Below are 21,237 nucleotides of genomic sequence, written 5' to 3'. Positions count from 1 at the left end.
AGGGCGGCTGCGTCCACTTCGCACGCCCCACCACCGCATCCTGCCAGGTCAGACCGCCAATGGCGGCTGCCGTACTAACGCCCAGGTGATGATCACCGCACGGCACTGCGGAGCGAACACCAACTGGTACACCCCGCTCTACCAACTCTACGTCGGACGCTCCAACAGCGGCTCGGTGGCTCTCGACGCCATGACCATCAGCGAGCAAACCTACCAGGGTGCTGTCTTCACCGGCCCCTTCAACTCCAACTCCGGCGTACCGATCGTAGGCTGGGCCAGTGCCGTTCTCAACGATGTGGCCTGCACCTCCGGTGGCTTCAGCGGCAACGACTGCAACACGAGAATCACGGAAACCAACATGTACTTCAACCTGAACGGAAACGTCACTGGCCCGGCGTTTATGACTGAACACTTGGCAGGGGTTGCATCCGTCGGTCAGGGTGACAGCGGTGGGCCGACGATCGGCTACGACACCGGCGGTTTCAGGGCGTTGGGCATCATCAGCGCTGTCAGGACCGGGCAGCAGTTCGAGGGCACCTGCCAGGGGTATGACTACACCGGGCGCCTGTGCTCGCGGGTCGCGTTGCACATCAATATCGGCAGCATCCTGTCGCACTTCAACCTGACCATCGCCACCAGCTGAACCGATGACCTCGCCGTCGGGCCATACATCGATGTGGCCCGACGGCAGGGCCGCCGCTATGCTGAATCTTGCCATGCGTATGCAACGAATCGGCTTGGTCGCAGCCAGTTTCCTGGCGGCGACAGCAGGGTGCGCCGGATCCGAAGCCAATGATCTCGGACAACCGGCGGGGCCGACACCAGCCCAAACCCGGGAACTCCTGACGACGCCCTCCACGACTCTCGGTGACACACCGCGAGAACTGCTGATCCGCGACGCCGAACGCACCTACCCCACCAACTCGTACTCAGGCATGAGCACCGATGGAGCAGCACTGGTGATCCACCGCGTGCCAGTGCCACGAGTGGACGAACTCGACACCGGTCTGCGCCTTCGACACCCGGAAGTCCAGTTGGCCTTCGCCGACGCGCAACATCCACGCACCGTGCTCAACGAGGTGTCGGACAACATCATGAAGGACATCCCCTACTGGCAAACCGAAGGAATGGCCGTCGCGGCAGTGGCACCCCGCGCCGACGGATCCGGCGTCATGGTCATGGTCGACCAAGCGACCGCGGACCTGGCCGCTGCCATGCGGGAACGATACGAGTTCCCGAACATCGAGCTGACCCAAGGCGAAATCGCCCCCGCCTGACGCCCCTCCGTCCTCATGCAGATCAACCTGGCACCAATCGATGCCGGCAGCAGATCAACTGCTCAGCCGAACCGCTGCCCCCCGCACCCATCGGCCAGACGCGCGCCATGCCCGATCTCGGCATCGCCATTGCCTACAGGACTCGACCCCGAGTGTGGTCGCGGCTGCTGCGGGCCGAAGCTGGTGCGAGCGTCGGAAGATCTCTGACGTCCCGAACCTGCTGGCTCGGGTCTGCCACGCTGCTTTACATGACGTCACGAACATGTTCACGCCGCCTAAGCCCAGCTCAGAGACGTATCAACGCTGGGACCGGTCGGTAAGCTCGAACAGGACTACCTGCGCAGAACCGTGCTCCGGGAACACGACAGCGCCCGAATCGACCCGGTCGCCCCGGCGTTTATCGCCGCTACGGCGCGCACTGCCCTCGACCTGGGCTACCACGTCATCCTCGAAGGCATCCTGCACACCGAACGCTACGCCACCGTCCTGCACCAGCTCATCGGCGACCATCCCGGACCAGTTGCCGTGTTCTACCTGGACGTGTCCGTGCGCCACGAGGCGCTGCATTACCGAGTGGAGGTGAGAGAACTCCACCGCCGCCCAGTCGCAGCAGGGTGGTGAAGCTGAGGACAGCCCGACTCGGGGAGCGCCGAGGAGGGTGGGAGCAGTCCTGACAACGCCGGGACGGCCTGGTACTGCCAGACGGGTCGGGTCCGGCAAGCGACGCGGAAAGGTGTACGCGAGGAACCGATGTCCGAAGTTCCGTAAGCGAGGTGGCGGCTCGAACCTGGTGGATCTGGGCCGTTGAGCAGTGCGTGACCGTCTCGGTCCACCGTGGCGGTCAACTCCGTAGCCGGATAGATACGCCGGTGAGGAGGCCAGTGGGAAGGTCTGCGGCGTACCGCTGGCGAAGCTGCCGGAGCAAAGTCGGGCACCTCATCCGCGAATCGGAGTGCAGTGAACGTGGGAACCATCCGCGGTCGCCCTCGTGCCAGGCATCCGGTCTGGTGAAGGGCAGGTCCGCTGCCGACTGACGGTCGCGGGTGGGACGGAGGCCCCGTAGTAGTCGCGGGAGTGACGACCCGTCATGGGGGCCGGGAAAGCCGGCCGCAGGGCGAAGGGGGCCAGCAAGCCAGCAGTGGAAGATCTGGAATGTCAGGAGGGCTGTCGCCGGTGAATACCGACGAACTGGAGCTGACGCTGATGCGCGCCGAGCACCGGGTACTGAAGATCCAGACGAAGCTGCACGGATGGGCGGGTGAGAGCCCAACTCGCAGATTCGATGACCTGTACAACCTCGTCGCCGATCCCGCTTTCCTTCTGGTGGCGTGGTATCGGGTTCGGGGAAACAAGGGCGCCAGAACCGCTGGGGTGGACCGATTGACAGTGCCGTCCATCGAACAGCAGCTGGGGGTCGAGAACTACCTCGGTCGGCTGCGGTCCTCGTTGAAGGAGCGCAGCTTCCAGCCGCTGCCGGTCCGGGAACGGATGATCCCCAAGCCGGGCGGTAAACGCCGCCGATTGGGTATTGCGACGATCACTGACCGGGTGGTCCAGGCGTCCTTGAAGCTGGTGCTGGAGCCGATCTTTGAGGCGGATTTCCTCCCGTGCAGCTACGGGTTCCGTCCCAACCGCCGCACGCATGATGCGGTAGCCGAGGTGCGCTTCCTCGCGTCCCCACCGCGCAAGTATGAGTGGATCGTGGAGGGAGACATCAAGGCGTGCTTCGATGAGATTTCACACCCCGCCCTGATGGAAAGGGTGCGGGCTCGAATCGGGGACAAGCACGTCTTGGCCCTGGTGAAGGCGTTCCTGAAGGCGGGCATCTTCACCGAAGATCGCCAGCTTCGGGAGACCAACACCGGCACCCCGCAAGGGTCGATCCTGTCCCCGCTGCTGTCGAACGTCGCCCTCTCGGTGCTGGACGAGCATGTCGCCCGTGCACCCGGCGGGCCGAACGTCAGCAACGCAAGGCGCGCCACACGGCGTCGTCATGGCCTACCGAACTACAGGCTCATTCGGTACGCCGATGACTGGTGTCTGATGGTGAAGGGCACCAGAGACGACGCGGTGGCGTTACGGGACGAGATCGCTGAGGTCCTGCTGACGATGGGCCTTCGCCTGTCACCAGAGAAGACCTTGATCACCCATATCGATGAGGGACTCGACTTCCTCGGGTGGCGCATCCAGCGTCACCGGAAGCGAGGGACAAACCAGCATTACGTCTACACCTACCCGGCCCGGAAAGCCGTGAAGACGGTGATGGGGAAGGTGAAGGCGTTATGCCGCCGTACAGGAACGAACCAGCCCCTGACAGTCCTGCTTGGCCTGCTCAACCCGGCGTTGCAAGGGTGGTGCGCCCACTTCCGGTCGGGCGTCTCGTCCAGCACGTTCGGGTTCCTACGCAAGTACGTGTGGGAGCGGGTCTTCGGGTGGATACGACGCAAGCACCGCCAGCGCAACTGGCGGGAACTGCGTCGGCTGTACTGCTCGGGCGGCTGGTGGCCGGCAGACGGAGAGCGGACACTGTTCAACCCGGCGGGAGTGCGCACCACGCGCTACCGATACCGGGGAACAGTCATCCCCTCTCCCTGGCAGGCCATGGCATGAGGCGGGGAACACCGCTCGGCGGGCTTGTGGAGCGCCCGGTGCCTGGAGACAGGCACGCCGGGTGCGGGGAGCGGGCCAGGGAAACGGAGCAGCGGCAACGCTGCCACCGCGCCCTGGTCCGACTCCACTTCGACGAGACCGTCCGACGCCACCTCCGTCGCGACGAGCCCGTGTCCTTCACCCCCGAACACATGCGCAGCTGGTACACCCACCGCGACCTGCTCGACATCCCCGGGGAGACCGTCATCGGCGAGACCAACACCTTCGAGCAGACAGTCACCACCATCCTGCACGCCAGCGGCCTCACCACCGTCGACCCGCAGACACCCTGCCCACGACGATGCCCGCACTGTGCCCGCAAATCCGACCAGACCGCTACCGCCACCGCAACGGCCTGTTGACACATCGTGCGGACTGACGCCCTCCGGAACCCGCTCAGGCCACGGAACCGGCGCGGTCGACGGCCGATGGCCGGCCATGTCCCTCCGAGCACGATCCCCACCCACCACCTGAAGCCGCATCCGGCACGCCATCCTGAGCATTTGCTCGTCGTTGACCAGCACCCAGCCTGAGCGCGCTTCGATGAGTGGACCGGAGTTGGTTCGCCCACGATCTGCCGCCCTCGACGGGGCGGGATGTCTACCGTCGGAGGAATGAAGCTGCTGCTGCGCGGCGGGCCCGGCGACGGGCAGGTCGTCACCGGCGGCGGGGAAACCGTCGTCTGGCGAGCCTGCCTGTACGAGATCACCACTGAGTTCGCTCACCGGCAGGGAAACGACCTACGGGTCTACCGGCACCGCCCCGACTGCTGCGAGCAGTACGGCAGGGGCGCCGAGGACCGCTGCGAGTGAACTCCATCCCACCAGCCACCCACACCGCGATCGAACATGCGTACGATTCGGGTCATGGATCAGGTGGTCAGGAGGTGGTGGAACGGCGCATGGGGGCGGCTTGCGCGCCGCGACGTGTGGCTCGTCCGCCACACCCGATGGACGGTCGTCGCCCGCGCCGGGGACAGCGACACCGGCAAGACCCTGCGCTGGGAGTTCGACAGCCAAGCCGACGCCCAGGACATGATCGACCGCCTCCTGCGCGCACCCTCACCCGGCTCCTGGCGCGAGCACGTCAGGCAAGACTGACCCGGCCCCCGACGCCCCCTGTGGCCGTCACACCGTCCGCAGACCGGTACGACGGAGCACATGGTCCAGCCGAGCCCATGCATCGCCCTGTTGGGCACGCCGCCCGCAGCGCTCGATCCCGACGACATCGTCACTCGTCACAGCGCTGGGGCGGTGTGCGTCACTGGTTGTTGACTCAGCGGCTGGTCGCCGCCTATGGACGTCGCCGGCGGGGGCGCCGTGTCCACGGGCCTGGACGACGGTGCTAGGGCCGGTGGCGGGCCGGGCGGACGGGTCGGCTGGGGCGCCAGACGGTGCCCGCCCAGGCGCGCGACAGCCGGGAGTGGAAGTCGGCCGGCACGGCGTCCTCGATGTCACCCAGCTGGGTCAGGAACGGCCATTCCCCGTAGCGCAGCAGCGGAAGCCCGTGCCGCTCGAGCGCGGCCCGCGGCAAAAGGTGGAAAAGCGGCGCGTACTCGTAGTAGCGACTCGCGGTGCGCGGGACGAACACGACGTTGACGTCTCCCCGGTCGGCCACCCGGTAGAGAGGGCCCGGCAGGTCCTCCTCGCCGAAGATGCGCCGACGGAACTGCGCGGCCTCCCACAGCTGATTCCACCGGGACACCGCGACCGACGTCTTGAGGTCGGTTTCGTCGACCGTGCCGCGGAACCGGCGAAGCGGAACGGTGACGTACTCCGGCCGCGTCGGCTCCTCGGCCCGCAGGACCGCGGTGTTCATGAGACCGGCCGAGATGTTCCCGAGGCGCGGGTACATGTCCGGGGCTGCGTGTTCATGCCCCGGCTTGAGGACCATCGAGAACTCGTCCTCGCCGGCCTCACTGTCGTCGGCCATCGCCTCGTCCATGGTGCTGATGCTTGCAGTCATGTCCTTCTCACGACGGCGCGGCGCGTATCCGTTCCTCCACGGCGGAGACATTTCTCGAGCCGGTCAGTCGTGGCGCCGACGCTCGCCCGTTGACCACGCCAGGGTCGGCGAGGTAGCGGTCCGACCACGTCTTGGGGCTTTCCGTCTTCGCGGCGATCGCGCCGAGGCTGGCGCCCTGCGCCTTTGAGCAGCCGGACGTACTCGATCTTGTCGTTCGCGTGTGCGACAGGGCGGCCGACGTGCCGGCCCTCGGCCTCTGCGACCGCGCGGGCGTTCGCGGCACGCTCGGCGGTGAAGGTGCGTTCCATCTCGGCGAACAGGGCGCGATCCGGCCTGCCCTCGTCGGCGGTGATGATCGACAGCGGATCGGCGAGCGGCCGGACACCGACGCCGCGCTCTGCGAGGGCGGGGGTGCCGTGTTGGCGGGCCGACCCGGCATCGGCCCGCCCCGGACCCTGTCGGTCGGCCGCGCATGTTGTGGGCCGCACGTCCGTGCGGGGCCCCGAGTCAGGCACCCGTCCTCACGTCGCTGCCGGCTGAAGCCTCTGCATGAATGCCGACCGCGCTCGCTGCCTGCGGTCGTTGCTTATGACCCACTCCCGGATGCCGATCGACCGCACCCGAACAGAAAGGCACGACTACGCCCCGCGCCTCGCACGAACCCACCAATGAGGAGATAGCCATGCGACCGTCAGGAGACAATCACTCGGTATCACCACAGCAATTCCCCAACTCCACGCCGACCGACTCGCAGAACGTGTGGACAGCCGAGAGCATCCGTGCATTGGGTGTCAGCACCGACTTGGCTACTGCGGCCTCGGTGCTCGGCATGTCCCGCTCCACGGCATACAAGCTGATCCGGCGCAACGCATTTCCCGTGCCGCACTTCCGCGTCGGCGCCCACTACCGGATCCCCACCGCGTCGTTGCTGGCCGCTCTACACCTGCTCGATTCCCCCGCGCCACGAGAGATACCCATCACCACTACGGACACCCCTCCGTAACCGCCTGACCCACAGGGCCTAGCAGCTACTCCGGCTGCGCGCCGCGCCCATAAAGGTGGATCCGCATCGCGCACCCAAGTCGGCCGGACCCGTCCATTGGACGGGTCCGGCCGACTTGATCGTGCCCGCATGTCACGCGTTGATGTGGATCAACCGAAACCGATGCACCACCCCTAGCTGATCAAGGAGCACCACCAGCCATGCCTGCCGGAAGCATCTTCAAACGCTGCGGCTGCCGCCACCCCGACAACGGCAAGCCCTACGGAAACGACTGTCCAAAACTACGCCGAGCGAACGGCGCCTGGAGTTCTGAGCACGGAAGCTGGGCCTACCAACTCGAACTCCCGCCCAACACCGACGGCCGCCGACGACCCCTGCGACGGGCCGGCCTACCCACCCGACGCGCTGCGGCCGAGGAACTCGACCACGCGCGTGCACTCCTCGCCCTCGCCCCCAAGGGCGATACGCGCCGCCGAACCGAGATCGCCGACCTACTCCAGAGCGCCGTACGCGCCAAACGACCCTTGCCCGACGTCGACCGCATCCGCCAACGACTGCGCGGCGACGGGGTCCTCGCGGAGATGCCCACCGTTGCCGACTACCTCACTACCTGGCTAGCCCACATCGACGTCGACGCGAACACCCTGCGCGGCTATGAGTCAATCGTCCGTGTGCACCTCACACCACACCTCGGCGACATCCCGCTCGACAAGCTACGCACCAGCCACATCCGCGCCATGTTCACCGCGATAGAACGCCGAAACGATGACATCATCGCCGCGAAGGCCAGTCCCGACCCCGCCGTCCGCAAGACCGTCGCCGGGGTACGGCCCACCGGCCCCAACACCCGCCAACGCATCCGCGCCTGCCTGCGCAAAGCCATCAACGACGCTCTCGCCGACGAACTCATCGTCGGCGCCAACCCCGCCGCGCTGGTCAAGGTCCCCGGCGAACCCGCCCGGCCGATCATGTGGGAAGACGAACGCGTCCAACAGTGGAAGGAAACCGGCAAGGTCCCCGGACCGGTGATGGTCTGGACCGACGACCACGTCGTGGAATTCCTCGACTACGCCGCCATTCACGCACCCGACCTGTTCCCCATGTGGCACTACATGGCCTACCGCGGACCCCGCCGAGGCGAAGCCTGCGGCCTACGCGACAGCGAAGTCCGACTGCACCGCCGAGAAACCACCATCAACAACCAGATCGCCACCCACGGCTACACCCCCGTCCACAAAGCCCCCAAAAGCCACGCCGGCAACCGCGACGTCGCCCTCGACGCCGACACCGTAAAAATCCTCACCGCCTACAAAGCCCTCCGCGCCAAGTGGCAACTCGCGGCCGGCGACGCATGGCCCAACACAGGACTGTTCTTTGTCCGTCCCGACGGCCATCCTTGGCATCCCAACGCCGTCACCCAACGCTTCCGGCGCCTCGTCCGCAAAGCCGGACTCCCACCAATCCGACTACACGACCTACGACACAGCGCCGCCACCCTGGCACTCGACGCCGGCATCGACATCAAAATCGTCTCCGAACAACTCGGCCACTCCACCACCACCCTCACCCGCGACACCTACCAAAGCGTCAGCAAGCAACTCCACCGCGACGCCGCCGACGCCGTCGCCAACAAGATCAAGAACAGGCGTGCCAAGGCCGCATAACATGCCATCCGGGCATGGACCACCGGTCGACGGTGCCGCACGCACGAACGTGCAACCGCCCAGAACGCTCTGACGCACGTCGGCTTTCTGTCGTCGACGACCCGGCGTCGTGATCGCCGTGCTCGGCGTCGTACTCTCGCTGGTCGGTAGGACGGAATCCGATCTCGTCGGAGATGGCCTGGTCGACCGCGACGGGGACGCCCGGGTGGCAGTCGACGGGACGACCATAGAAACCGGGGTCGTCGCGGAACGACGACGGCGCAACCGGCAGCGGCCAACCCTCAGCGGCCTGGGCACCCGGGTAGAACAGATCCTCAAACTCGCCGAGGAGCAGGCCGACGACCACCGCTCGGAGGCACGGCTCGAAGCCGAGAGGATCGTGACCGCCGCCCGACGGGAGGCGGAGGCGATCCTCAACCAGGCGCACGAACAGGCGGCCGGGATCACCCGCAAGGATCTGTCTCGGGTACCGCCCACCCCGGCGGCGCCGTCACCGGACGAAGATCCCAGCACTCATGCTTGACGGAGGGGAGCCACGTGTCAAAGCGGTTCTTCGAGCGCCTTCAGCGCGGCCTCCCACTGCTCGCAGCTCAGATCGTGCTGCTGCTCCTCGCGTGCCTTCAGCAGTGCCTCGTACTGCTCGGGGCTGAGAAACACGAGGTTGTCGAACTTACTCGGAACATCATCCTCAGGGGAGGGAGGGCTGTTGGACAAGGAGAGGCTCCTGCTCGAGGGTTTTGCATACGCCGGCACGCTATCGCGATCGCCGGAGTCGACTTCCTTGATCAGCTCACGTACGTCGTACTCGACGTCGGTCGACGCGCGGATCGCGGCCAGAGGCGTGCGAGTGGAATCGGGTTGAGGCGCGTTGCTCGCGCTGCCTAGATTAGGCCGCATGCGCAGCATCGCGAGCGACCGCCTCCTGCTGCGCCCCTGGCGCGATGAGGACGCCGACTTCCTGCTGGATCTCGAGTCCCGCTGGGAGGTCGTGCGATTCTTGGGCGCGCGGCCCAGGATCATGAACAGCCGCGAGGATGCCCTCGCCTCGATCGCACGCCGGCGCGCCATCGATGATCCGATTCACGGGATATGGGCCATCACCACGGCAGCGGACGGCCGGCTGGTGGGAAACCTCCTACTCAAGCCGATTCCCCTGTCGGCCGGGGAACCGGCCTGCGGGCCGACCGATATCGAGGTCGGCTGGCACCTGCATCCGGAGGCCTGGGGACAGGGCTACGCCACCGAAGCAGCGGCGGCGGTCCTGGCCGACGCGTTCAGCCTGGGTCTGACGAGGGTCATCGCGGTCACGGACCCGGACAACCGTGCCTCTCAGGCAGTCTGCCGGCGGCTCGGCATGACGCACCTCGGCCGGACAACGAGGTACTACGACGCGCCGAACGAACTCTTCGAGAAGCTGGCCACCTGAACGACAAAGACCGCCACGCCCCCTCCGCCGCTTGCCGCCGCCACATCCGCACATCGGCAAAGCCGTGAGCGGCTGGTCATGTTCCGGAGGCCATGTAGGCGGCGAGGATGTAGTTGGGGTGCCGGTCGAGGTTCTTGCGGGCTCGGTCGTAACGCATGGTGGTTCGGGGGTCAGCGTGGCGGGCGGCGATCTGCACGTCGCGGAGGCTGACGCCGGCGTCGAGCATGGTGGTGACGAAGGTGTGGCGCAGCATGTGGGGGTGCATCCTCGGCATCCGGATCCCCGCGATGTGGGCCAGGTGCTTGAGCCGACGAGTGGCGGCGTGTCGGTCCATCCGCCCACCATGGATGTTGCGCAAGAGCGGCCCGGCGGTGCGCTCATCGACGGCCCGTTCGATGGCTCGGGCGACTGCGGTTGGCAGTGGGACGAGGACGACCTTGCCGCCCTTGCCGCGCACCCGTAGGACCCGGTGGCCGTGTGCCTCTCCCAGGTCGGCGATGTTCGACCCGCAGGCTTCGAAGATTCGTAAGCCGAGCAGGCCCAAGAGGGCGACCAGAGCGAAGTCATTCGGGTTGGCAGACAGCCGGGCGGCGGTGACAAGGGCCTCGAACTGCAGATGGCCCAGTCCGAGTGTCGGTCTTCCTCGCCGCGTTCGCTGCCCTGGCCGACCCAGCCAGCCGTGCCTACTACGACCGCAAGAGAGCCCAAGGCAAACGCCACAACGCCGCCCTGATCTGCCTGGCCCGCCGCCGCATCGACGTCCTGTTCGCCATGCTCCGCGACAAGGTCCCTTACCAGCCGAGGCCAATCGTCGCGGTCACAACCGGCTGACCACACCAGGCACAATCCTCCGAATGAGCCGACCCCTGCTGCTGCTCGACGTCGACGGTGTCCTTAACCCCTACGGAACCACTCAGCCGCCGGCCGGCTACACCGAGCACCACCTGTTCCCTGAGGACGAGGAACCCGTTCGTGTCAACCCCACACACGGCGCCTGGATCACCGAAGCGAGCACCGTCCTGGACATCGCATGGGCCACAAGCTGGAACGACGAAGCCAACCAGCTTCTCGCTCCGCTTCTGCACATCACGGCCCTACCCGTGATCACCATGCCAGCCCCACCCTTCCACCCCAGCGACAAGATCCCACTCATTGCCGCCTACGCCCTGCAACGGCCCGCGGCATGGATCGATGACCTCCACACACCCGAAGCTCACAGCTGGGCCGCCACACGCACCAGCCCCACCCTGTTGATCACCACCGACCCGACGATCGGCCTCACCCGCGACGCCATCGACCACGTCATCGCCTGGGCCAAGACCCTCGACGCCCCATTGACAAACCCATAGGGACACCCCCCGTCACGGTGACATACGGTGCGTGTCTGGTCGCGGATTGACAGCGGCTGTGGGGTGGACGAGACTGGCGCGACAATTGAACAGCCGCGTGTGCGTGCGGGGGAAGTCCGGTCGAAGTCCGGCGCTGGCCCGCAACGGTGGGCCGCCAGGGGTATCCCTGGTGGCGAGCCCGAATACCTGCCGTGCCCGCGAGTCCTGCTCCTCACCCGTCGTGGCCCACGGGTCGGAGGCCGGCCAGTCGCGCCCTCGCCGGGCGGGCCGGGTTCTGATGACCGCCGGGCCGGAAAGGCGCTTCCGATGGTCGTCCGCCTGAGCCGGCACCGCCTGCTCGCCCTGTTCTGCGGCGTACTCGCCGCTCTCACCCTGGCCACCCCGGCGGTCGCCGCGCCCACTCAGGTGGGTGCCGTCCGGCCGGATGCGGCCGCTGGTTGGCTGGCCCGCCAACTCGTTGACGGGGAACGTTTCGAGACCGTCTTCGACGGCGTCGCGTACCCGGACCAGGGGCTGACCCTCGACGCGGTCTTCGCGTTCGCTGCCGCCGGTGCCGCCGACGACTTCGGCGCCCAGGCCCTGGCCTGGGTCACCCGACCGGGCGTTCGCGACGGGTACATCGGCGACGGAGTCACCGAGGCGTACGCGGGTGCGACCGCCAAGCTTGCCCTCGCGGTCGCGGTGCGCGGCGGTGACCCGACTGACGTCGGCGGTGTGGATCTCATCGCCCGGCTGCGCTCGCTCCAGTCGCCCAGTGGCCGTTTCACCGACCTGTCGGCGTGGGGTGATTTCAGCAACGCGTTCAGCCAGTCGTTCGCCATCCTCGCGTTGGACCGGACCACGCAGGGCGTGCCGGCGGCCGCCGCCGGGTGGCTGGCCGGCACGCGGTGCCCCGACGGCGGCTATCCGCTGCTGGCGGCGCAGCCGGTCTGTGTCTCCGATGTGGATGCCACCGCCGTCGTGGTGCAGGCGTTGCGTGCCGCCGGCCGGTCGGCCGACGCCGCTGCGGGGCTGCGCTGGCTGGTTTCCGTGCAGCGCGTCGACGGCGGTTTCGCCAGCGCGGGCGGGGTCGCGAATGCGAACAGCACCGGGTTGGCGGCGCAGGCGCTGCGCGACGGGGGTCGGCCGGTGGCCTGGCTGCGGGCCCGGCTCTTCCTGGCCGGACTACAGGTCGGCTGCGCCGCGCCGGTGGCCGACCGGGGAGCGGTTGATTTCGACGGTGGGGTCTTCGACCCGGCGACCGCCACCCGCGCCACCGCCCAGGCCGTGCTCGGCCTGACCGGCACCGGATATGCCCGGCTCACCACGGCCACCGCGTCTCCCGGTGCCCCCATCCTGCGCTGCCGCTGACGGTCCAGACAGCGCCCGTCCCCTCGAAGGAGTGTCCATGTCCTTTGTCCAGATTCCCGTCCGTAGGTGGCTCGCCGGTGTGCTGGCCACCGCCGTAGTCGCTCTCGGACTGATCGCTGTCGAACCGTCCCCGCGGGCTGCGCAGGCCGCCGCGTGCACCGGGACGTCCGGTGTCACCGTGGTGGTCGACTACGGTCCGCTCGGTGGCGGCGTCCAGGTGGCGTGTGCTCTCGGTGACCCGGCCACCGGGCTTGCCGCGCTGCAGGGCGCCGGCTTCACGGTGACCGGAACGCAGCGGTGGGGCCTGGGGTTCGTCTGTCGGATCAACGGTCAACCGACCGCCGCGACTGAGCCCTGCGTCAACACCCCGCCGGCCAGCGCGTATTGGTCGTACTGGCACGCCTCGGGCAGCGGCGCCGCCTGGACGTACAGCACGCTGGGGGCGACGAGTTACAACCCGGCGCCGGGCACGGTCGAGGGATGGTCCTTCGGTGCCGGTGTGGCACCCAGCATCACCGCCCCCTGACCTGCAGATCGGGCTGATGAGCCGCTGACGCCTGCCGGGTGTCGACGCCGTCTGGCACCGTAGGGTGACCGCACGGTACGGTGTCGACACCCGGTGTGCCGGGCACACAACTGAATGCGTCCCGTTCGGGGGGAAGCCGGTAAGAGCCGGCGCTGACCCGCAACCGTGAGCGAGCCCTGTCTCGCGAGCCGGAATGCCCCGAATCGGACGAGCGGCTTCCACTGTCGAGGTCTACAGGGTGAAGTCCGGGCAGCCGACTTTCGGCACGTCGTCGCGACGGCGTTGCCGGTGCCTTCCGGAGCTTTCACCGACCGCTCTGCGAAAGGCACCCCTGATGCCCACATCCCCGCTCCGGCGCGTCGGCGCCGGTCTCGGCGTCGCCGTCGTCACGGCGCTCGCCATCGTCGTCGCCACACCCCCTTCTGGGGTGGCCGCCTCCTCTGCGGCCCACAGCGCTGCCGCGCGTGACGCCGCAGCCTGGCTCGCCGGCGAGTACGCCGACGGTGTCCTGCCCGGGCCGTTCGGTGGTGCCGACTGGGGCCTCACCATCGACGGCATGCTCGCCCTGGCCGCCACCGGCGTCGACCCGTCGACCCGGCAGGCGGCGACCGCGCAGATCGCCGCGAACGTGCGCTCCTACAACAGCTACGACGACTGGGGCATCGAGGGCTTCACCGACGGTGGCGCCACCGCGAAGTTGCTCTATGCGGCCTCCGCCGCCGGCGCCGATCCGACCGACTTCGGTGGCTGGGACCTACGGGCGGAAACTCTGGCGCTGGTCTCCGGGGCGCACACCGGTCACCAGCACGGTCGGATCACCAGCCGCACCACCGACGAGTCCGGCCAGGACCCGTCCAACACCTTCGATCAGAGCTTCGCGGTCCTCGGTCTGGCCCGCAGCGGCGGCGCACCGCAGGAGACGGTCGACTTCCTGGTCCGGCAGCAGTGCGCGGCCGGTGGTTTTCGGCTGTACCCGGATGCTGCGGGCGCACCGTCGCCGTCCTGCGACGCCGAGAGCAACGCCACGCTCGATGTCGACTCGACCGCGATGGCCGTCCAGGCGCTGCTGGCCGCGGGTGCCGACGACGCGGCGGGACGCGGCGTGGACTGGCTGGTGGCACAGCAACGCGCCGACGGGTCCTTCGGTGGGTCCGGGCCGACCAGCGGCGCGAACTCCAACAGCACCGGCCTCGCCGGCCAGGCACTCGCCGCGGCCGGCCGCGACACCGAGGCCACCCGGGCCGCCCAGGCCCTGGCAGCGCTGCAGCTCACCGGAGCCAACGGTGGTGCCGCTACGGCTGACGCAGGAGCCATCGCCTACGACACCGGCGCGCTGACCGAGGCGGTCGACGAGGGCATCACCGACAACCTTCGGGACCAGTGGCGTCGCGCTACCGCCCAGGCGCTGCTCGGCCTGGCCCAGGTGCCGCTCGGCCGGATCGGTCTCGATCCGCCGCCCACCGGCGGCCCTACCCCGTCGACCAGCGCGTCGCCCACGCCCACCGGCTCGCCCGCACCGTCCGCGTCACCGACGCCGAGCGCGTCGCCGAGTGACACGCCCACCGCCGGCCCGACGCCGAGTGACACGCCGTCCACGCCTGTCGCCACGCCGACCGTGAGCACCAGCCCGGTCGCGGGCGGACCGGGACGCCTGCCGACCACCGGCGTGGCCATCGGCGGGTACGTGCTCACCGCGCTGCTGCTCGTCGGCGGGGGAGCGGTGCTGCTGGTGCTGGGCCGCCGGCGGGCCACATGAGCAGGCGGGCGGTCCGTGCGGCAGTGGTGCTCGCGGTGACCGCCGCGAGCACGGCCGTCGGGGCGGCTCCGGCCCAGGCCGCCGGCCGCGCCGGTCATTGTCCGGACGCCGACGGGGTGACCGTGGTGGTCGACTTCAAGGAGCTCGGCGGTGGGGTGGTGGTCCGCTGCGCCCCGGGCGACCAGGCCACCGGCCTTGCCGCGCTGAAGAGCGCCGGCTTCCAGATCACCGGCACCCTGCGCTGGGGCGAGGGCTTTATCTGCCGGATCGAGGGTAAACCCTCGGCCGCGACGGAGAAGTGCGTGGACACCCCGCCGGCCAGCGCCTACTGGTCGTACTGGCACGCGCCGGACGGCGGTGTCTGGACGTACAGCGACAAGGGGGTCCTCAACCGCAAGCCCCCGGCGGGCAGCTTCGAAGGCTGGTCGTTCTCGCTGAACCGCAGCGCCGACAATGCGCCGCGACCCGCGGTGGCACCGAACCGGCCGGCCCTGCCGCGCACCACACCACCGGCACCGCCGCCGCCCCGCACCTCGGCACCGGCCCCGCCACCACCCGCACCTACCCCACCAGCACCGGGCAACCCGCCACCCGCCCTCCCGCCACCGACCGCGGACGCACCCGTGGCACCCGGCGTCGGCACCCCGACCGGTGCAGGTGGTACGCCCGCCGCCTCGGTCCCGGTCGCGCCGACCGGCGACCCGTCGGGCCCTGCGCCGCAGGTGCCGCCGACGGCGAGCGTCGTTCCGCCCCTGGGCGCCGCCCCCGTGCCGTCGACCGACCCGACGGGCTCGCTCCCGCCGGTCGAGGTGACCGGGGCCCGGGACGGCGACGGTCTGCCGCTGGGCACCCTGGCCGGGCTGTTCCTGCTGGTGGCACTGGTCGGCGGCGGTGGCCTCGCGGCCCGTCGTCGGCGTACCCCGGATGACTGACCGGGCCGTCGTCGACAGCGGACCGCCCGCCCGGGTGTCGGCGTGGTCCGGGGCCCGGTCCGTCCGGGCCGGCCGGCTACCGCGCAGCCTGCACCCGGGCGCGTGGTGGTGCTGGGCGCTGGGGCTGGCCACCGCCGCCAGCCACACCACGAACCCGCTGCCGCTGGCGATGATCGTCGCCGCGGCCGCGCTGGTGGTGGTCCGTCGTCGCGGCGACGCCCCCTGGGCGCTGGCGTTCCGGATGTACCTGGTGCTCGGTGCGGTGATCGTGGCGATGCGGGTGCTGTTCCGCCTCGTCTTCGGCGGTGGTCAGGGCGACCACGTCCTGCTCCACCTGCCGGAGATCCCGCTGCCCGCCTGGGCGGCCGGTATCCGGCTGTTCGGTCCCGTCGCCGCCGAACAACTTCTCGGCGGCTTCTACGACGGGCTGCGGCTGGCCACGATGCTGATCTGCCTCGGTGCCGCCAACGCCCTGGCCAACCCGAAGCGGCTACTCAAGGCCGTACCCGGCGCCCTGTACGCGGTCAGCACGGCGGTGGTGGTCGCCCTGTCGGTCGCCCCGCAACTGGTCGAGAGCGTGCTGCGGGTACGCCGCGCCCGCCGACTGCGCGGTGCTGCCGGGCACGGCCTGCGCGCCCTGCGGGGCATCGCCGTGCCGGTGCTGGCCGACGCCCTGGACCGGTCCCTCGCCCTGGCGGCGGCGATGGACTCGCGGGGTTACGGACGCACCGCCGCCGTACCGGCCGGTCAGCGTGCACTCACCGGTGCCCTGGTGCTCGCCGGGCTGGTCGGTGTCTGCGTCGGCACGTACGGCCTGCTCGACGCGACCGTGCCGGGCTACCTCGGTCTGCCGATGCTGGTCGCCGGGCTGGCCACGGCAGTGGCCGGAATGCTGCTGGCCGGGCGTCAGGTGCGGCGTAGCCGCTACCGCCCCGACCGGTGGCGGCTGGCCGAGCTGGCCGTCGCCGGGTGCGGCCTGGCCACTGCTGCGGTGATGACGATGGCCGGCACGGTGGATCCGGAGCGGCTCTACCCGCCGGTCAGCCCGCTCACCTGGCCGGAGTTGACGCCCCTGGTGGTGCTCGCGGTGCTGGTGGCGGTGGCACCGGCCTGGCTGGCCCCACCGGCGCCGACGGCGAACCCCGCTCCGCGACCGCTGCCCGTGCCACCGGCGGCGAGCGGCCGTACCGACCACACGTCGCCTCGCGACACCGCCCAGCCGGAGGCGCACCGATGATTGACTTCGACCGGGTCACCGTCCGGTACGCCGAGAGCCGCGAGCCGATGCTGCGCGACGTGCGCCTGCACATCCCGGAGGGCGAGCTGTGCCTGGTCGCCGGGCGCACCGGAGCCGGCAAGTCGACGCTGCTGCGGGCCATCAACGGCCTGGTGCCGCACTTCACCGGCGGCACCCTGTACGGCACCGTCACCGTGCACGGCCGCGACACCCGGGCACATCCGCCGCGTGACCTGGCCGACGTCGTCGGCGTGGTCGGTCAGGACCCGCTCGCCGGCTTCGTCACCGACACCGTCGAGGAGGAACTCGCCTACGGCATGGAACAACTCGCGCTGCCCGCGCCGGTCATGCGCAAGCGCGTCGAGGAGACCCTCGACCTGCTCGGCATCGCCGAGCTGCGGGACCGTCCGCTGCGGACGCTCTCCGGCGGGCAGCAGCAGCGGGTCGCCATCGGCGCGGTCCTCACCAGCCATCCGCAGGTGCTGGTGCTCGACGAACCGACCTCGGCGCTGGACCCGACCGCCGCCGAGGACGTGCTGGCCGCCGTCACCCGCCTGGTCCACGACCTCGGTGTCACCGTGGTGGTGGCCGAGCACCGACTCGAACGCGTCGTGCAGTACGCCGACCGGCTGCTCTACCTGCCCGGCGACGGCACTGTCGTCGACGGGCCACCGGACGCCGTGCTCGCCGGCATCGAGCTGGCCCCGCCGTTGATCGAGTTGGGCCGCGTCGCCGGCTGGACACCCCTGCCGCTCTCCGTCCGCGACGCCCGGCGTCGTGCGGGCGACCTCCGGCAGCGGCTCGCCGACGCGTCGCCCCCACCGGCCGCGCCGGTGCCGGACGGCGTACCGGCGCTGACCGCGCGGGGCGTCGTGGTGCGGTACCCGGGCACGGTGGCGGTGCGCGGCGTCGACCTCGACCTACACCCGGGCCAGGTCGTCGCGCTGATGGGCCGCAACGGCTCCGGGAAGTCGAGCCTGCTCTGGGCAGTGCAGGGCAGCGGCCCACGCCAGAGCGGCACGGTGACCGTGCCCGGCCCGGACGGCGACACCGATCCGAAGGCGCTGCCCGCCGCGCAGGCCCGACGCCGGGTCGGACTGGTCCCGCAGACCCCCGGCGACCTGCTCTATCTGGAGACGGTGGCGGCCGAGTGCGCCCAGGCCGACCGGGAGTCCGAGGTGCCCGACGGGACCTGCCGGGAGTTGCTGGACCACCTCACCCCCGGGCTGCCGGCCGACCGGCACCCACGGGACCTGTCGGAGGGGCAGCGGCTGGCCCTCGCGCTCGCGGTCCAGCTCACCGCCGCCCCGCCGGTGGTCCTGCTCGACGAGCCGACTCGGGGGCTGGACTACCGGGCCAAGCGGCAGTTCGCCACCGTGGTCCGCCGGTTGGCCGCGCAGGGTCGGGCGGTCGTGGTCGCCACCCATGACGTCGAACTCGTCGCCATCCTCGCCGACCGGGTCGTGGTGATGGCTCAGGGCGAGATCGTCGCCGACGGTACTGCCGCCGAGGTCATGCTCGCCTCACCGGCGTTCGCGCCCCAGGTCGCCAAGGTCCTGGCCCCGCAGTCCTGGCTGACGGTGGACCAGGTCACCACGGCGCTGACCCGAACCGAGGTGCCGCGATGAGCGTGCTGCGGGTCGCCCCGCGCACCGCCGTCATCCTGACCCTGGCCTCCGTCGCCGCGCTCGCCACCTTCACCTGGCCGTTCTTCGTCCCCGCCCAACCTGAGAGCATGGCCCGCACCACCGAGGCGCCGCTGGTCTTCATTGTCGTCCTACCGATCCTGCTCGCGCTCGTTCTGGCCGAACTCAGCTCCGGCGGCATCGACAGCAAAGCCCTGGCGATGCTCGGCGTACTCGCCGCCGTCAACGCCGCCCTACGCCCGCTCGGCGCCGGCACCGCCGGCATCGAAACGGTGTTCTTCCTGCTCGTGCTCGCCGGCCGGGTCTTCGGACCCGGGTTCGGTTTCCTGCTGGGCGCCATCTCGCTGTTCGCCTCCGCGCTGCTCACCGCCGGGGTCGGACCCTGGCTGCCGTTCCAGATGCTGGCCGCGGCCTGGCTGGGGCTCGGCGCGGGGTTGCTGCCGTCCCGGCTGCGGGGGCGGGCCGAGATCGCCCTGCTGGCCGGGTACGGCGCGGTCGCCGCCTACGCGTACGGGCTGCTGATGAACCTCTGGTTCTGGCCGTTCAGCGTCGGCGCGGACACTCAACTCTCCTACGTCGCCGGTGCACCGGTGCTGGAGAACCTGCACCGCTTCGCGGTCTTCACCGCCGTCACCTCCACCTTCGGCTGGGACACCGGCCGGGCGGTCACCACCGCCGTCGCCATCGTCCTGGTCGGACCGGCTGTCCTGGCCGCGCTGCGCCGAGCCGCCCGCCGGGCCGCGTTCGACGCCCCGGTCACCTTCGCCACACCATCGGCACATGGGCCTGTGCCGATCACGCCCGCGAAGGATGGTGGTTGCGGTGTGCTCCCGCAGGGCAGCGGACAGCAGGTTCCGGCGGTCGACCCTCACCTTCCGCCACAGACGCCCTTCCCATAGCGACGCACTCGCGAACGGGTAACCGGACAGGGTGCCATGTTCACCGCTCACCTGACGCGAGCTCGAGTAACACTGCGCTGCGACACGCTCGACACACCAATTGGTGTTACACCCTTTCTGCAGTCCCCTCACGTGGGGCCAGTCGTAGCTGGTTCGCCTACCAATCCATCGTGGTCGAGGCAAGAGGGCACCCAGCGGAAGTTCGGGACCACACCGCAGCGGTGAGTGGGAACGGCCGCCGTCATCACGCACCGGACCCGCCAGGTCTGGCAAGCGACGGCCAGTAGGTACGAGCACGGTGCCTGGTACACCTCGGGCATCCGATATCGGTACCCCGGCCCTGATCAGTCGTGGCCTCGGCGTCGTGAGCCGGACCAGATCGCCGACTGGTCCACGCTGTGCTCAGCAGCACCACACCGACCGAGGGCTCCAAGGCGAAGTACCAGATCGGCCCGGCCTTGGCTGACCGGGTGAGCGAGCAGGCCACCGACCTGCTCGCGGCATTCCCGCTCTATCGCGGCGTCGACCTCGCCTGAGCGGATTGGTCCGGGTGGCGTCACCTCGCGTGCGTGCCACCCGGACCGTCAACCTTCTTCCGACAGCCGGCCCACGTCGGTTCAGATCAGATTGGCGACGGTGGCGACCGTGTCGGCGAGGCCGAGGCATGGACCCAACATCCCGGCCGTCGGGGTGGTCTGTGGAGGCCACCCCTTCCCGGCAATCACGACGGTGGGCCGACAACCCGAGACGTGGGCGAGTGTCCCGAGGATCTGCGGCCCGCGGCCATGCCGGCTGTGACTCCACACCGCGACGACGGTGGGTCGGCTACGACCGACCGCGTCGACGAGCGTGGCGGGCTGCAGCCCGGCACCGAGGTGTAGCGAGGCGATCCCGTCTTCGGCGAGTGCGGCGGCCAGGGCGTCCAGCGCCACGCGGTCGCGGCGCTCGTCGATGGCTACCAGGAGGACGCGCACCGGTGATCCGGAGCATGGTCACGGCACCGTGGCGAAGACCTCACTCAGACAGCGGGCAAGCACACGGCGGGTGAGCGCTCGACGTGCCTCGCTGTATCGGGCTCGGCTGATCAGGATAAAGGCGGGCTCGACCAGGGTGTGCCAGGTGTGTACCACGCCGTGTGCGGTGACCGCCGCTGTCAGCGTTTCCCGGAGGGTGCGCACGTCCATGCGGCGAGCGGCGCGGGCGATCCCGCGGGCCGCGGACTGGGGTGTGGTGGTCGCCGCCAGGATGGTCGACGGGCGGCATTGTCGCCTGTCGACGAGCTGCAGGGCGGCTTCTGCTGCGGACAGGCCACGCGCGGTCAGTTGGGCCATCATCGTGAGTACGGCCACGTCCTGTGGCGTGTAACGGGCGCCGAAGCCGGCACTGCTGGTCGTGCCGGCCAACACCGACTACCGGTGCATCGGTGTCGACACGATCAGTCTCAACATCGCTGAGACGGTGCACTGGTCACGGAAGCCATCCTAGTACGGCAGCCGCCATTGGCGGTCTGACCTGGCAGGATGCGGTGGTGGGGCGTGCGAAGTGGACGCAGCCGCCC

General features: G+C 69.7%; 25 protein-coding genes, 1 pseudogene and 2 riboswitches. Of the genes and pseudogenes, 20 read left to right on the top strand and 6 right to left on the bottom strand.

Features of this window, described 5'->3' with window-relative positions; translation table 11 throughout:
- Both FF096_RS25640 and FF096_RS26460 read left to right on the top strand, forming a co-directional pair.
- The coding region (locus tag FF096_RS25640; protein ID WP_230462972.1) for a S1 family peptidase at window positions 1-643 on the top strand (643 nt) is incomplete at its 5' end.
- A gap of 4 nt (window positions 644-647) precedes the next feature.
- Window positions 648-1,277: a hypothetical protein gene (locus FF096_RS26460; protein WP_230462971.1), complete on the top strand. Its 630-nt coding sequence runs from the start codon at window positions 648-650 to the stop codon at window positions 1,275-1,277.
- Between the two features lie 297 nt (window positions 1,278-1,574).
- Here FF096_RS26460 and FF096_RS27625 read toward each other — a convergent pair whose 3' ends face one another.
- Entirely contained in the window at window positions 1,575-1,844 is a 270-nt protein-coding gene (locus tag FF096_RS27625; protein WP_155222124.1) for a hypothetical protein, read from the bottom strand.
- 606 nt (window positions 1,845-2,450) lie between these two features.
- Here FF096_RS27625 and ltrA point away from each other — a divergent pair.
- From ltrA to FF096_RS25610, 4 genes are all read left to right on the top strand, one after another.
- Window positions 2,451-3,887 carry a group II intron reverse transcriptase/maturase gene (gene ltrA / locus FF096_RS25625; RefSeq protein WP_102660010.1) on the top strand — a complete coding sequence of 479 codons (1,437 nt, stop codon included), beginning with the start codon at window positions 2,451-2,453 and terminating at the stop codon, window positions 3,885-3,887.
- A gap of 38 nt (window positions 3,888-3,925) precedes the next feature.
- A complete protein-coding gene (locus tag FF096_RS25620; protein ID WP_196222653.1) occupies window positions 3,926-4,288 on the top strand; it encodes a hypothetical protein in 363 nt (120 codons plus the stop codon).
- A 252-nt stretch (window positions 4,289-4,540) separates the two neighbouring features.
- Complete coding sequence (locus FF096_RS25615) at window positions 4,541-4,738, top strand: hypothetical protein (protein ID WP_155222122.1); 198 nt, start codon at window positions 4,541-4,543, stop codon at window positions 4,736-4,738.
- A gap of 54 nt (window positions 4,739-4,792) precedes the next feature.
- Complete coding sequence (locus FF096_RS25610) at window positions 4,793-5,026, top strand: hypothetical protein (protein WP_155222121.1); 234 nt, start codon at window positions 4,793-4,795, stop codon at window positions 5,024-5,026.
- Between the two features lie 244 nt (window positions 5,027-5,270).
- Here the strand turns inward: FF096_RS25610 and FF096_RS25605 are convergent, their stop codons facing one another.
- A complete protein-coding gene (locus FF096_RS25605) occupies window positions 5,271-5,891 on the bottom strand; it encodes a hypothetical protein (RefSeq protein WP_155222120.1) in 621 nt (206 codons plus the stop codon).
- 682 nt (window positions 5,892-6,573) lie between these two features.
- Between FF096_RS25605 and FF096_RS27135 the strand changes: the two genes are divergently transcribed.
- From FF096_RS27135 to FF096_RS27620, 3 genes are all read left to right on the top strand, one after another.
- Window positions 6,574-6,894 (top strand): helix-turn-helix domain-containing protein, encoded by a 321-nt coding sequence (locus FF096_RS27135; protein ID WP_155222119.1) that lies wholly within the window; start codon window positions 6,574-6,576, stop codon window positions 6,892-6,894.
- 200 nt (window positions 6,895-7,094) lie between these two features.
- Window positions 7,095-8,558, top strand: a complete 1,464-nt coding sequence (gene xerC / locus FF096_RS25595; protein ID WP_155222118.1) for a tyrosine recombinase XerC — start codon at window positions 7,095-7,097, stop codon at window positions 8,556-8,558.
- 109 nt (window positions 8,559-8,667) lie between these two features.
- Window positions 8,668-9,081, top strand: a complete 414-nt coding sequence (locus FF096_RS27620) for a DivIVA domain-containing protein (RefSeq protein ID WP_375335393.1) — start codon at window positions 8,668-8,670, stop codon at window positions 9,079-9,081.
- A gap of 17 nt (window positions 9,082-9,098) precedes the next feature.
- Here FF096_RS27620 and FF096_RS25585 read toward each other — a convergent pair whose 3' ends face one another.
- Window positions 9,099-9,464, bottom strand: a complete 366-nt coding sequence (locus FF096_RS25585; RefSeq protein ID WP_155222117.1) for a hypothetical protein — start codon at window positions 9,462-9,464, stop codon at window positions 9,099-9,101.
- On the opposite strand from FF096_RS25585, the gene FF096_RS25580 reads away from it, so the two are divergent.
- A complete protein-coding gene (locus tag FF096_RS25580) occupies window positions 9,454-9,984 on the top strand; it encodes a GNAT family N-acetyltransferase (RefSeq protein WP_155222116.1) in 531 nt (176 codons plus the stop codon). The genes FF096_RS25585 and FF096_RS25580 overlap by 11 nt on opposite strands.
- 76 nt (window positions 9,985-10,060) lie before the next feature.
- On the opposite strand, the gene FF096_RS25575 is transcribed toward FF096_RS25580, so the two are convergent.
- On the bottom strand, window positions 10,061-10,540 hold the full coding sequence (locus tag FF096_RS25575) for a tyrosine-type recombinase/integrase (RefSeq protein WP_230462973.1): 480 nt from the start codon (window positions 10,538-10,540) through the stop codon (window positions 10,061-10,063).
- An 83-nt stretch (window positions 10,541-10,623) separates the two neighbouring features.
- Between FF096_RS25575 and FF096_RS25570 the strand changes: the two are divergent.
- The 10 genes and pseudogenes from FF096_RS25570 to FF096_RS27615 all read left to right on the top strand — a co-directional run.
- Window positions 10,624-10,815 (top strand): annotated as a pseudogene (locus FF096_RS25570) (IS110 family transposase); the annotation flags it as partial.
- A 23-nt stretch (window positions 10,816-10,838) separates the two neighbouring features.
- On the top strand, window positions 10,839-11,333 hold the full coding sequence (locus tag FF096_RS25565; RefSeq protein WP_155222115.1) for an HAD domain-containing protein: 495 nt from the start codon (window positions 10,839-10,841) through the stop codon (window positions 11,331-11,333).
- Window positions 11,334-11,406: 73 nt separating this feature from the next.
- A riboswitch (cobalamin riboswitch) is annotated at window positions 11,407-11,542 on the top strand.
- Between the two features lie 97 nt (window positions 11,543-11,639).
- Complete coding sequence (locus FF096_RS25560) at window positions 11,640-12,683, top strand: peptidase (protein WP_102656675.1); 1,044 nt, start codon at window positions 11,640-11,642, stop codon at window positions 12,681-12,683.
- Between the two features lie 31 nt (window positions 12,684-12,714).
- The gene (locus FF096_RS25555) at window positions 12,715-13,209 is read left to right on the top strand and encodes a hypothetical protein (RefSeq protein ID WP_199180083.1); all 495 of its coding nucleotides are present in this window, start codon (window positions 12,715-12,717) and stop codon (window positions 13,207-13,209) included.
- Window positions 13,210-13,338: 129 nt separating this feature from the next.
- Window positions 13,339-13,408: riboswitch (cobalamin riboswitch) on the top strand.
- A gap of 135 nt (window positions 13,409-13,543) precedes the next feature.
- Complete coding sequence (locus FF096_RS25550) at window positions 13,544-14,965, top strand: prenyltransferase/squalene oxidase repeat-containing protein (RefSeq protein ID WP_155222114.1); 1,422 nt, start codon at window positions 13,544-13,546, stop codon at window positions 14,963-14,965.
- Window positions 14,962-15,897, top strand: a complete 936-nt coding sequence (locus FF096_RS25545; protein WP_155222113.1) for a hypothetical protein — start codon at window positions 14,962-14,964, stop codon at window positions 15,895-15,897. The genes FF096_RS25550 and FF096_RS25545 overlap by 4 nt, the downstream gene beginning before the upstream one ends.
- Window positions 15,890-17,134 (top strand): CbiQ family ECF transporter T component, encoded by a 1,245-nt coding sequence (locus FF096_RS25540; protein WP_155222112.1) that lies wholly within the window; start codon window positions 15,890-15,892, stop codon window positions 17,132-17,134. Before FF096_RS25545 ends, FF096_RS25540 begins: the two co-directional genes overlap by 8 nt.
- A complete protein-coding gene (locus FF096_RS25535) occupies window positions 17,131-18,762 on the top strand; it encodes an ABC transporter ATP-binding protein (RefSeq protein WP_155222111.1) in 1,632 nt (543 codons plus the stop codon). The genes FF096_RS25540 and FF096_RS25535 overlap by 4 nt, the downstream gene beginning before the upstream one ends.
- The gene (locus FF096_RS25530; RefSeq protein ID WP_155222110.1) at window positions 18,759-19,679 is read left to right on the top strand and encodes an ECF transporter S component; all 921 of its coding nucleotides are present in this window, start codon (window positions 18,759-18,761) and stop codon (window positions 19,677-19,679) included. Before FF096_RS25535 ends, FF096_RS25530 begins: the two co-directional genes overlap by 4 nt.
- A 398-nt stretch (window positions 19,680-20,077) precedes the next feature.
- On the top strand, window positions 20,078-20,215 hold the full coding sequence (locus FF096_RS27615; RefSeq protein WP_155222109.1) for a hypothetical protein: 138 nt from the start codon (window positions 20,078-20,080) through the stop codon (window positions 20,213-20,215).
- A gap of 81 nt (window positions 20,216-20,296) precedes the next feature.
- On the opposite strand, the gene FF096_RS25520 is transcribed toward FF096_RS27615, so the two are convergent.
- Window positions 20,297-20,653, bottom strand: a complete 357-nt coding sequence (locus tag FF096_RS25520) for a hypothetical protein (protein WP_155222108.1) — start codon at window positions 20,651-20,653, stop codon at window positions 20,297-20,299.
- An 18-nt stretch (window positions 20,654-20,671) separates the two neighbouring features.
- On the bottom strand, window positions 20,672-21,082 hold the full coding sequence (locus FF096_RS25515; protein WP_155222107.1) for a hypothetical protein: 411 nt from the start codon (window positions 21,080-21,082) through the stop codon (window positions 20,672-20,674).
- Window positions 21,083-21,237 lie beyond the last annotated feature (155 nt).

Source organism: Micromonospora sp. CP22, from assembly GCF_009712475.1.
GTDB lineage: Bacteria > Actinomycetota > Actinomycetes > Mycobacteriales > Micromonosporaceae > Micromonospora.
The sequence above is the reverse complement of the archived record's forward strand: the minus strand, read 5'-3'. Positions and strand labels throughout refer to the sequence as shown.

Excerpts from the sequence above, each read along its gene's own strand:
- FF096_RS25540 (WP_155222112.1), top strand. The coding sequence starts at position 15,890 with ATGACTGACCGGGCCGTCGTCGACAGCGGACCGCCCGCCCGGGTGTCG.
- FF096_RS25535 (WP_155222111.1), top strand. The coding sequence starts at position 17,131 with ATGATTGACTTCGACCGGGTCACCGTCCGGTACGCCGAGAGCCGCGAG.
- xerC (WP_155222118.1), top strand. The coding sequence starts at position 7,095 with ATGCCTGCCGGAAGCATCTTCAAACGCTGCGGCTGCCGCCACCCCGAC.
- FF096_RS25610 (WP_155222121.1), top strand. The coding sequence starts at position 4,793 with ATGGATCAGGTGGTCAGGAGGTGGTGGAACGGCGCATGGGGGCGGCTT.
- FF096_RS25615 (WP_155222122.1), top strand. The coding sequence starts at position 4,541 with ATGAAGCTGCTGCTGCGCGGCGGGCCCGGCGACGGGCAGGTCGTCACC.
- FF096_RS25545 (WP_155222113.1), top strand. The coding sequence starts at position 14,962 with ATGAGCAGGCGGGCGGTCCGTGCGGCAGTGGTGCTCGCGGTGACCGCC.
- FF096_RS25560 (WP_102656675.1), top strand. The coding sequence starts at position 11,640 with ATGGTCGTCCGCCTGAGCCGGCACCGCCTGCTCGCCCTGTTCTGCGGC.
- FF096_RS25550 (WP_155222114.1), top strand. The coding sequence starts at position 13,544 with ATGCCCACATCCCCGCTCCGGCGCGTCGGCGCCGGTCTCGGCGTCGCC.
- FF096_RS26460 (WP_230462971.1), top strand. The coding sequence starts at position 648 with ATGACCTCGCCGTCGGGCCATACATCGATGTGGCCCGACGGCAGGGCC.
- FF096_RS25565 (WP_155222115.1), top strand. The coding sequence starts at position 10,839 with ATGAGCCGACCCCTGCTGCTGCTCGACGTCGACGGTGTCCTTAACCCC.
- FF096_RS27625 (WP_155222124.1), bottom strand. The coding sequence starts at position 1,844 with ATGCAGCGCCTCGTGGCGCACGGACACGTCCAGGTAGAACACGGCAAC.
- FF096_RS25530 (WP_155222110.1), top strand. The coding sequence starts at position 18,759 with ATGAGCGTGCTGCGGGTCGCCCCGCGCACCGCCGTCATCCTGACCCTG.
- FF096_RS25580 (WP_155222116.1), top strand. The coding sequence starts at position 9,454 with ATGCGCAGCATCGCGAGCGACCGCCTCCTGCTGCGCCCCTGGCGCGAT.
- FF096_RS25605 (WP_155222120.1), bottom strand. The coding sequence starts at position 5,891 with ATGACTGCAAGCATCAGCACCATGGACGAGGCGATGGCCGACGACAGT.
- FF096_RS27135 (WP_155222119.1), top strand. The coding sequence starts at position 6,574 with ATGCGACCGTCAGGAGACAATCACTCGGTATCACCACAGCAATTCCCC.
- FF096_RS25585 (WP_155222117.1), bottom strand. The coding sequence starts at position 9,464 with ATGCTGCGCATGCGGCCTAATCTAGGCAGCGCGAGCAACGCGCCTCAA.